Below are 10,200 nucleotides of genomic sequence, written 5' to 3'. Positions count from 1 at the left end.
CGTTGCTTTCGGGATTCGGGCTCGGTCACGTACGTGAGTACGCTCCCAGCACCCTCACCCTCAGCGCCTTGCATCTCATCCTTCGTGCAAAGTCTCAGCACATTTGAATCAAATGTGCGAGAATGGCACTTCGTGCAACATTCTCAAATGGCTAGCACACCTCATAGAATAGAGTGATTACTTCAATTGGTCAATGATTAGATTGGCTACTTTCTTACCGCTCATCAGCATACCTCCAAAGATAGGGCCCATACGTGGGGTACCATAAACAGCAGAAGAGGCCATACCGCAGACATAGAGGCCTGGGTAGATCTCTTTAGTCCCTTCGACTACCATCTTCTCGCCAGTTATCACGTCAAGTGATTGCTCACCTACCACACCACCAGTGCTAGTATTGAGAGTAGCTCCATTCTTCTTAGCCACTACCCGACAGATCTCGCTATCATGGCCAGTGCCATCGATCACATACTTGGCCATAATATTGAGGGGGTCTACGTGCATCCCTTCACGAAGTACGGGGGTCCAATTAACCACAACGCCACTGATCCTATTCTCCTTATACACCACATCCTCCACACTGTAGCAATTGAATATGCGTGCACCGGCATGTACTGCATTGTACAGAAGTGCCGCAGTGCTCTCTACAGAGTCCATGGTATAGAGTTTATCTTGGTATGGCTCATAATTGATGCCCATCTCCTTAATGATCTCAAGGGCTTCCTCTTGGATCACAATTTCATTGAACATCATTGCCCCACCCCACATACCACCACCGGGGGAGAGCTTGCGGTCGAATTGTGCTACCTTAAGCCCGGCCTTTGCCAGATAGTAAGCAGCGACAATGCCAGATGGACCTCCGCCAACAATGGCAACATCAAGGTCCAAACAATCATTTAACTTCTCGAAATAACGGGTGATAATCCCTTGAGATACTAGTTTCTCCATTTTTGTTTGTTATTTATTTTGGTTACACGCTTCATCAAGTGTTTGACTGATCCTCATAGCACAGAAATTTGGGCCGCACATAGTGCAGAAGTTCTTGTCCGTAGGATTGCTCTTTCTATAATACTCCTCGGCACGCTCTGGGTCTAGCGAAAGGTTGAATTGATCCTTCCATCTAAACTCATAGCGAGCAAGGCTCAGTGCATTATCACGTATGGGAGCTGCAGGATGCCTCTTGGCTAGGTCGGCCGCATGGGCAGCAATCTTATAGGTGACCACACCTGTGCGAACATCATCCTTATCGGGCAGACCGAGGTGCTCCATCGGTGTAACGTAGCAGAGCATAGCGGTGCCATACCAACCTATCATCGCTGCTCCAATAGCACTGGTAATATGGTCGTAAGCAGGTGCAATGTCGGTGACTAATGGGCCGAGTGTATAGAATGGTGCTCCATGGCACTTTTCAATCTGCCGAGTCATATTCTCCTCAATCTTGTGCATAGGCACGTGACCAGGGCCTTCAATAAACACCTGCACATCCTTTGCCCAAGCTCTCTCTACCAGTTCGCCCATGGTATCCAATTCTGCAAATTGTGCTGCATCATTGGCATCGTAGGTAGAACCAGGTCGCAACCCGTCACCGAGGGAAAGCGCCACATCGTATTGGCGGCAGATATCACAAATATCATCAAAGTGACTGTAAAGGAAGCTCTCCTCTTGATGCACTTTGCACCACTTAGAGATGATACTACCACCACGACTAACGATGCCTGTAAGTCGAGTATCCGCAAGATTGATATTCTTTAGTCGGATACCGCAGTGAATGGTGAAGTAATCAACCCCTTGCTCACACTGCTCTATCAAAGTCTCCTTGAACACCTCCCAAGAGAGGTCTTCCGCCTTTCCATTCACCTTTTCAAAAGCCTGGTACATAGGTACCGTGCCGACAGGAACTGGGCTATTCCTTAGAATCCATTCACGTGTCTCTGTGATATTCTTACCGGTAGACAAGTCCATAATGGTATCGGCACCCCACTTACAAGCCCATATTGCCTTCTCCACCTCCTTCTCCATATCAGAAGCCATAGGAGAGTTACCGATATTGGCATTGATCTTAACAAGGAAGTTGGTACCAATAATCATTGGCTCCGTCTCGGGGTGCTTGTGATTAGCTGGAATCACCGCCCGTCCACTTGCTACCTCAGAGCGAACAAATTCGGGCGTGATATGGCTCTCAATGCCTACCTCTTGGCACTTCATATTCTCCCGAATCGCCACATACTCCATCTCGGGAGTGATGATATTATTCTTGGCGTAATAGAGCTGCGTCTTATCTCGCTTCATACTCCACTGCTCTCGAAGCCGTGGCAGACCCTTCTCTAGATCAATAGCTATTTCGGGATCACTGTACGCCCCACTGGTATCATAGAGCACGACCGCTGGATTTTCACGCTTCGTACCATCCTTCGCCACTGTGGGCAACTGCTTTACCTCTCTCATCCCCACTTGTATCTCTGGGAATAGCTCACCAGGGACATATATTTTACTAGAGTTGGGATAGGTAATCTTTAGATTCTGTTTCATTGAGCTTGTATTATATTGATTAATTCCTCTGTCATCTCTTCAGGGTTATCGGCTTTTAATATGGTGCCACTAATGGCAATACCCGAGGCACCCGCCCGTATTAGGGCAGGGATATCCTCTTTCTCTATGCCACCGATAGCGACGACGGGTAGATGGATATCTGCCTCTCTCATCTGTTCAAAAAGCTTTTGATATCCCTCTAGTCCCAGTGTGGGGGCAAGGTTTTTCTTCGTTGTGGTAAAGCGATAAGGGCCACAGCCGATATAATTAGCACCACTCTCATAATGGAGTAAAACGTCCTCAAAAGTATTAGCGGTACCCCCAATAATCGCCTTCGGACCTAGTATCCTACGTGCCTCTACGATAGGCATATCTTTGAGGCCAAGGTGCACCCCATCTGCCCCTAACTCCTTCACCAGGTCTACATGGTCATCTATAATAAAAGTAGCAGAATACCTAGTACATAGACCTCTTACCACCCTTCCTACGGCAAGCAGCTCCTCACGGCTAGCCTCCTTCATTCGCAACTGAATCCAGCGACACCCTCCTTGGAGTGCCAAATACGCTCCCTCCACATAAGAGTAGTGCTCCGTTTCAGCCGTAATAAATTGCAGACCTTTCATCTCTTGATACTACTTTGAGGTTGGAAAAAGTGATCCACTGGGCCATGGCCTTTGCCAATAGCAACCATCCTACCAGAATTAAGTGCCTCGGAAAGATACTCCTTGCCCTGTTCAATGGCCTTTTCTAGCGAAAGTCCACGAGCAATATAGGCAGTAATAGCGGCAGAAAGTGTGCAACCTGTACCATGCGTATTCATCGTGTCCACTCTCGACTTACTAAAGGTGGTCACCCCCTTATCGGTAAACAAGTAGTCCGTAGCTTCGGTATCGGCCGTATGTCCCCCCTTGATTAAGACGGCTTTAGTGCCCAGTGCCAAGAGATATTGACCCGCCTCATAAAGAGCCGATTGAGAATCTATCTTCACTCCAGACAGCACCTCCGCCTCCATCAGATTGGGAGTAATGAGCGTTGACAAAGGGAGCAACCTTTGCTTTAGCACCTCCTCCGCCTCCTTACTTAGGAGACGATCACCACTTGTAGCAACCATTACAGGATCCACCACCAGCGGGATTTCCATATGCTTAAGAGCAGTAGCGACCGTCTCAATAATAGCGGCATCAAATAGCATCCCCGTCTTAATGGCTAGGGGTGGAATATCTTCCAAAACTGCTTGAAGCTGCAGAGCCACAATCTCCTCCGATATCGGTTGTACCCCCAATACCCCTTGCGTATTCTGGGCAGTCACCGCGGTAAGTACCGACATAGCATAGCACCCGAGTGCCGACATCGTCTTGAGGTCAGCCTGAATGCCTGCCCCTCCAGAGCTATCGGAGCCAGCAATCGTAAGCGTTGGTATATACTTCACATTCATCATACAAAATAAAGTAACAGCCATAGAGTTGTCTCCTCGAAATGAGGTACACAACTCTATGGCTGTTACTCGTTAACTACAAGAGCCCCAACAGGCCTCTTTCTCCCTACGGTAGCATTATCTACATCAGGTTCTACGGGTATAATCTCAGCTCACAAAGTAGTTGTGGCACCCCTTCGCTGGTCCTCTCTCCAGCTAATTCACTATTTCCACTTACAAACCTAGTCTATTTATTTGTAACTACCAAATATCATCCCCAAAAGGATGAATCACTGGTATTGATACGCGCTTCTCAGTGCCGGCTGGACGGATTAGCAGAGAGAAGCGACTACCGTCGCCTAGTATTCTATCCTCGGGCAATGGTGCCCCTTGACCACAAGAATTACCGCCTAGTCCTGTAACTCCTAGATCCAAATGGATATGAGTGCCAGAGCTCTTAGGAAGTTGATGAGGGTGCGGTGCCAACATCAGCTCAAGCGCTGTCCAAGGGAGCACACTTGCCGACATCGCTTCCTCAGCGATAAAGGCGAGGCCATGGCCATTGGCATCAGTCACCTCCGTCCATCTTACCCCCTCACGATTGCCCATACTCTGAGGCTTAGGGAAGGGAACAAACTGCTCCGCTACACTGCTCTTGTATAGCCCTACGTGAGCACCTGCATCTCGGTCGTTATAATTATTAAGCGGACCACGACCATAATAAGTGAGCTGGTCAAACTGTGGTGCCATTGCCAATTCATAGCCCAATCGAGCAAGATTCACCCCCTTCTTATTAGAAGTGATATTGGCAGTGAGTGCTATAGAACCATCGGGATAGACCGTCCAAACCTGAGCGGTGGCGAACTTAAAGTCCTGCTCCCCCTCGACTGTATCAAGCTCAAAATGTCCAGTATACCCGCCCTTCAGCTGATAATGATTCGGTGCCTGACTCTCCACCACATAGAGGATAGAGATAGAGCCATCCTGATTGCGATGAACCTCCTTACTCATCGCCTTATGCGATAAGTTGTGCAGACCATTTTCAATCCAGCCATCCCTAGCCCAGTTATCATTATCCACCGGTGCTCTAAAGGCCGAAAGGCGAGGTCCATTGCCAGCAGTAATCAGTGCCACACCATCATAAGTGTATTGCTCTATCGAACCCGTAGCGTCATCAAAAGAGAGCTCAAACTTATCCCCCTTGAGGGTACTTCCCTTGAGCTGTAGAGGCGATGCCCCAGCAGATAGGTCTGATAGCTGTAGATAGTGGTCTCGCTCCTTCAGAAGGAGTTGCTCCTCCATCTGTACAAAACCCGCTTTCGCCCACGGACGATCTTGCTTCAGACGAAGCTCGAAATTAAGGAAGAACTCCTCCGGCTGCTCCATCACTTGTGGACGGTTAAAAGGCAATTCAATCGTTGCCTTGCTCCGTGGCTGGATGGTAGGCATCGGCACCACCTTTTCGGCTACAGCCTCACCCTCACACATCAACTTCACCACCAGCTCCAAATCATCTAGCGTCGTGAAGTACCGCTTATTAAAGATAGAGATCAGCCCCTTCCCCAAGTCCACCTCCTCGATAGCCACATTCTGGTACACCTTCTTCACCTCCTGATACTCAGGCTTCGGGGTAAGATCGGGGAGCATCACCCCATTCATACAAAACATACCATCATTTGGCGTGTCTCCGAAGTCCCCACCATACGCCATATACCGCTCACCAGTAAGGGCATCGTAGGTGTAGATAGATTGATCCACCCAATCCCAAATGGCTGCTCCGCAGAAGAAGTTGGTACTCTCCATCGCCTCCCAATAGTCGGCCAAGTTACCCCCAGCATTACCCATACTGTGGGCATACTCACTGATATGAAAAGGGTATTTGATATCGTAGGTACCTTTTACCGCCTCCCTCGTCCATGCGATAGAGGGGTATTGATTAGAGCCCATATCCACGATGCTATTATTCCGCTCGTACTGAACAGGGCGGCTAGGATCAAACTGATGCAACGCCTCGTAGGCCGCCTTGAAGTTATCGCCAGGACCACCCTCATTACCCAGTGACCAGATTACGATGGAAGGCGAATTGACCGTAGCAGCCGCCATCTCCATCACCCTTGCCACATGCGCATCTCTAAATTCAGGCACATGCGAGAGCGACGCATCGCCATAGTAGTAGCCATGGCTCTCCACATTGGCTTCATTCTCTAGGTAAAGCCCATAGAGATCGCAGAGGTAATACCAAATAGGCGTATTGGGATAGTGTGACAGCCGCACATGATTGATATTGCCCCTCTGCATCAAAGCAATCTCCTGTAGCATCCGCTCCTTAGAAATCGTCTGACCCGTCTCGGGATCCGTCTCATGTCGGTTCACCCCCTTCAGCTTCACCGTCTTACCATTCACATAAAAATACCTTCCGGCAAGACCAAATTCGTCCTCCTCGGCGGGTGTCTCCTTGATCACCACCTCTCTAAATCCAGTGACGATAGAGGCGGTCTGCGTCACCCTTCCACGGCGATCCAAAAGTTCCACAATAAGCGTATAGAGATGAGGCGCCTCAGCACTCCAAAGGGCTGGCTCCTTGAGCTCCAACTTCCCCGTCACCACCTTGTATTCATTGGTTTTTACAATAGGCACATCAATAGCTAGCATAGCACCAGTGGGGTGATTGCTCTGTGCATAAAGATCATTCCGATAGAGTGTGTAGCGGAGTTGATACCCCTTCAAGCTCCTCTTGCTCTGATTGCGAAGCTCCGCCGTCAATTGCAGTGCTCCCTCCTTGTAATCATGGCTCAATGAAGGGATGGCGATCAAATCCCTAATATGCGCCTCGGGCTGAGCTGTGAGGTAAACCGAACGGAAAATGCCAGGAAGGCGGAACATATCTTGTGCCTCGAGAAACGATCCATCACTGCTACGATATACCTCCACCGCCACCTTATTCTCCCCCTTCACTAGATAGGGAGTAATATCAAAGGCAGCACGATTGCGTGAGTTTTTGCTAAAGCCTACATACTGTCCATTAATCCATAGGTAAAAGAAACTATTTACCCCATCAAAATTGAGCATCACCCGCTCCCCCTGCCAATCGCTAGGCAGCGTGAAGCTTCTCACGTACGAGCCCACCTCGTTACGATGCTTATAGGTGGTCCAAGTAGGGTCCGGCTCCCGCATCACCCCACCCTTCCAATCGCCTACCTTTACGGTATGATGAAAGATAAAAGGCTGATTGACATAGATCGGTGTACCATACTTCAGGGAGCCATCCTTTTGGATCCCCTCCACATTCCACGCACTCGGCACCTCGATATCATCCCATGTAGAAGTATCAAAGGTCGTTTTGTAAAACTCCATGGGCCGCTCCGAAGGGTTGCCCACCCAGTGAAACTTCCAGATCCCATCAAGGCTCTTGTAGTAGGCACTCTCCTCTGAAGGGAGGTAGGCACGAGCCCCCTCGTGGCTCTTAAAGTTAAAAAAGTAAGCCCTCGGCTGCTCCTTATTATAGCTCAGCTGAGTAGGCGACTCCCACTCACGCCCTGTAGGGCTTTTCATATTCCCATATTCAAAGCCCGCAATCTTGTGGAGCTGCTGGGCACCCACTTCTTCTCCCCACATAGAAAGAGCAAGTAGTAGTAGGGCAAGCCTAGTCATTCGAATAGTCCGCATCATTCCTTTTTAATCCTTACACCAAACCGTTCCGTTTCACGTATCAAACAGTTTCGTTTCACGTATCAAATAGTTCCGTTTCACGTATCAAATAGTTCCGTTTCACGTATCAAATAGTTCCGTTTCATATATAAAAAGAAGTGGCAGGCATGCATCCACTGCACGCCCACCACTTCTCCTAATGATCACATTATAGGCCAATATTATGGTCTATCCTTTCAAATGATGCTTACTTAATAACGCCAAGTTCGCGACCCACCTTCTCAAAGGCAGCCACCGCTCTATCAATATGCTCAGGCTCGTGGGCAGCAGAGAGCTGTACACGGATACGTGCCTCGCCCTTTGGTACCACTGGATAGTAGAAACCTGTCACATAGATACCCTCCTCTAGCATACGTGCTGCAAACTTCTGGCTCAGTGGGGCATCGTAAAGCATCACAGCACAGATAGCACTCTGAGTAGGCTTGATATCAAAGCCCAGCTCTAGCATCTTGGTGCGGAAGTGCTCTACATTACTCATCAGCTTAGTGTGGAGGTCATCACTCTCCTCTAGCATCTTGAAGAGCTCGATACCAGCACCCACAACTGCAGGAGGTAGAGAGTTACTAAATAGATATGGACGGCTTCTCTGGCGAAGGAGCTCAATAATCTCCTTACGACCAGTGGTGAAACCACCTACCGCACCACCAAACGCCTTACCAAGGGTACCAGTGATGATATCAATGTGGCCGTAAAGGTCAAACTTCTCCGAAACACCTCTACCGGTCTTACCAACCACACCAGCGGAGTGGCACTCGTCGACCATCACAAGGGCATCGTACTTCTCAGCCAAAGCACAGATCTTATCCATAGGAGCCACATTACCGTCCATGGAGAAGACACCATCAGTCACGATGATACGGAAACGCTGTGCTTGAGCCTCTTTCAGACGCTCCTCTAGCTCCTTCATATCGCCATTGGCATAGCGGTAGCGCTTTGCTTTACATAGCCTTACACCATCAATAATAGAGGCGTGATTAAGACTATCACTAATTATGGCATCCTCATCCGTAAGAAGTGGCTCAAATACACCACCATTGGCATCAAAGCAAGCAGCATAAAGGATGGTATCCTCAGTGTGGAAGTAGCGACTGATCGCAGCCTCAAGCTCTTTGTGAATATCCATAGTACCGCAGATAAAGCGAACTGATGATAGTCCAAATCCACGTCTGTCCATTGTCTCCTTAGCGGCCTTAAGAAGTCGCTTGTTGTTGGAGAGCCCTAGGTAGTTATTGGCACAAAAGTTGAGTACTTTCTTATGCTCCCCATTTTGATCCACAGTAATTTCTGCAAACTGCTCACTTGTAATGATGCGCTCCTCCTTGTAGAGACCAGCTTCTCTTGTCTCTTTTAGCTCTTTCTGAAGGTGAGCTTTGATAGATCCGTACATAATATTAATACTAATTTTATAGTTAGATGTGTGGTAATGAATACCTATTATTTTTCGTTCCCTCAAAGATACCTATTATTCTACAATTCACCTCAGCAACCACCCATATTTTTATTCAATCACAGCAATGCTGTTATTGAACGGAAACATTATGCTTCGTTGATTAAGATATAGAATTGAACCAATATGACTTTGGCTCTTTCGCACAAAGCCTCAGCACATTTACCAGAATAAGTAGAGGAATGTTACCACCTTCAGAACGATCTACTTCATTAGTATGGGAGTTGTCAGAGGTGTGTATATTTCAAAAATACCAAACCCTCCAATAATATTCGAATGAATCTTTATAGGGTTTTCAAAGGCATTGTTATTTTCACTATCCATACAAGTGAGTAAGTATAGGTAATAATCTTTTGAAATCCGCTGTAGCTCAACTTCTGCCGAATACTCCCAATCCATTTTCACTGGTGCATCTGGTGAGTTTTCAAGCTTTACGTCATAATAGCTAAAAGTCACGTCCGACTCATTTTTCAAAGATAAGAGTGCAAAAGGAGCATTGTTAACTTCATTAAAGAGTTGATCTTTTTGCTGAGGAAATAGAGGATTACCTAATGTAACTATTTTTCGTTCTAATAAAGTTCCTGGTGACACTCCTAAGCTTTCTGAATACCATTTGCTACGTACAATAAGTCGATAATATGCAACCTCCTTTGTTGGCTCAATGCTAAGCTTTACTTGCACTCTACTGCTACCTTCATCAAAATGAACCCATTCTCCTTTAGCTCTGAGCAGTTTAGGAGCATCAAGTACCCTAGCAACAGTTGAAATGGAGGGGATTCCCTCTGATGTAGCGATTAAGGATATCTCATCATTTGCATTTAGTTCTCTATCAAGCTTTATAATAAAGCTTGCTCCATCCTTCTTTACCACAATAGGGGTGCTATTGTGGTGAGCACTCAACTCTATATCATTTTCACTATTACCATTTGCTCCTATTAGAGGTATAGTAATTCCTGCTTTAACTCTGAGTTCAGTGGAAGATGCTGAAGAGATTGAATTGATGTAAATATGCTTGCTTTTAGGCACTTCCAATTCTCTACTTCCATTGAAGCAGCTAGTAAAAAAAAGCACGAGGAGTCCCAATAGTATTGTTATTTTATTCATA

General features: G+C 47.3%; 7 protein-coding genes. All 7 read right to left on the bottom strand.

Annotated features, from left to right (window positions below; all coding sequences use genetic code 11):
- Positions 1-177: 177 nt before the first annotated feature.
- The gene (locus A3GK_RS0104565) at positions 178-945 is read right to left on the bottom strand and encodes a sulfide-dependent adenosine diphosphate thiazole synthase (protein WP_018028297.1); all 768 of its coding nucleotides are present in this window, start codon (positions 943-945) and stop codon (positions 178-180) included.
- Positions 946-954: 9 nt separating this feature from the next.
- Positions 955-2,526, bottom strand: a complete 1,572-nt coding sequence (gene thiC, locus A3GK_RS0104560; protein ID WP_018028296.1) for a phosphomethylpyrimidine synthase ThiC — start codon at positions 2,524-2,526, stop codon at positions 955-957.
- A complete protein-coding gene (locus A3GK_RS0104555) occupies positions 2,523-3,149 on the bottom strand; it encodes a thiamine phosphate synthase (RefSeq protein WP_018028295.1) in 627 nt (208 codons plus the stop codon). The genes thiC and A3GK_RS0104555 overlap by 4 nt, the downstream gene beginning before the upstream one ends.
- Positions 3,146-3,964: a bifunctional hydroxymethylpyrimidine kinase/phosphomethylpyrimidine kinase gene (gene thiD, locus A3GK_RS0104550; protein WP_018028294.1), complete on the bottom strand. Its 819-nt coding sequence runs from the start codon at positions 3,962-3,964 to the stop codon at positions 3,146-3,148. The genes A3GK_RS0104555 and thiD overlap by 4 nt, the downstream gene beginning before the upstream one ends.
- A gap of 237 nt (positions 3,965-4,201) precedes the next feature.
- Entirely contained in the window at positions 4,202-7,591 is a 3,390-nt protein-coding gene (locus A3GK_RS0104545; protein WP_018028293.1) for a glycoside hydrolase family 2 TIM barrel-domain containing protein, read from the bottom strand.
- 244 nt (positions 7,592-7,835) lie between these two features.
- Positions 7,836-9,035, bottom strand: coding sequence for a glycine C-acetyltransferase (kbl, locus tag A3GK_RS0104540; protein ID WP_018028292.1), 1,200 nt, complete (start codon positions 9,033-9,035; stop codon positions 7,836-7,838).
- Positions 9,036-9,299: 264 nt separating this feature from the next.
- Positions 9,300-10,199 carry a DUF4249 family protein gene (locus A3GK_RS0104535; RefSeq protein ID WP_018028291.1) on the bottom strand — a complete coding sequence of 300 codons (900 nt, stop codon included), beginning with the start codon at positions 10,197-10,199 and terminating at the stop codon, positions 9,300-9,302.
- Between the last annotated feature and the right edge of the window lies 1 nt (position 10,200).

Origin of the sequence: Porphyromonas somerae DSM 23386, from assembly GCF_000372405.1 — a bacterium.
Classification (GTDB): domain Bacteria; phylum Bacteroidota; class Bacteroidia; order Bacteroidales; family Porphyromonadaceae; genus Porphyromonas_A; species Porphyromonas_A somerae.
The sequence above is the reverse complement of the archived record's forward strand: the minus strand, read 5'-3'. Positions and strand labels throughout refer to the sequence as shown.

Coding starts and splice junctions, on each gene's coding strand:
- A3GK_RS0104545 (WP_018028293.1), bottom strand. CDS start 7,591: ATGACTAGGCTTGCCCTACTACTACTTGCTCTTTCTATGTGGGGAGAA.
- thiD (WP_018028294.1), bottom strand. CDS start 3,964: ATGATGAATGTGAAGTATATACCAACGCTTACGATTGCTGGCTCCGAT.
- A3GK_RS0104565 (WP_018028297.1), bottom strand. CDS start 945: ATGGAGAAACTAGTATCTCAAGGGATTATCACCCGTTATTTCGAGAAG.
- kbl (WP_018028292.1), bottom strand. CDS start 9,035: ATGTACGGATCTATCAAAGCTCACCTTCAGAAAGAGCTAAAAGAGACA.
- A3GK_RS0104555 (WP_018028295.1), bottom strand. CDS start 3,149: ATGAAAGGTCTGCAATTTATTACGGCTGAAACGGAGCACTACTCTTAT.
- A3GK_RS0104535 (WP_018028291.1), bottom strand. CDS start 10,199: ATGAATAAAATAACAATACTATTGGGACTCCTCGTGCTTTTTTTTACT.
- thiC (WP_018028296.1), bottom strand. CDS start 2,526: ATGAAACAGAATCTAAAGATTACCTATCCCAACTCTAGTAAAATATAT.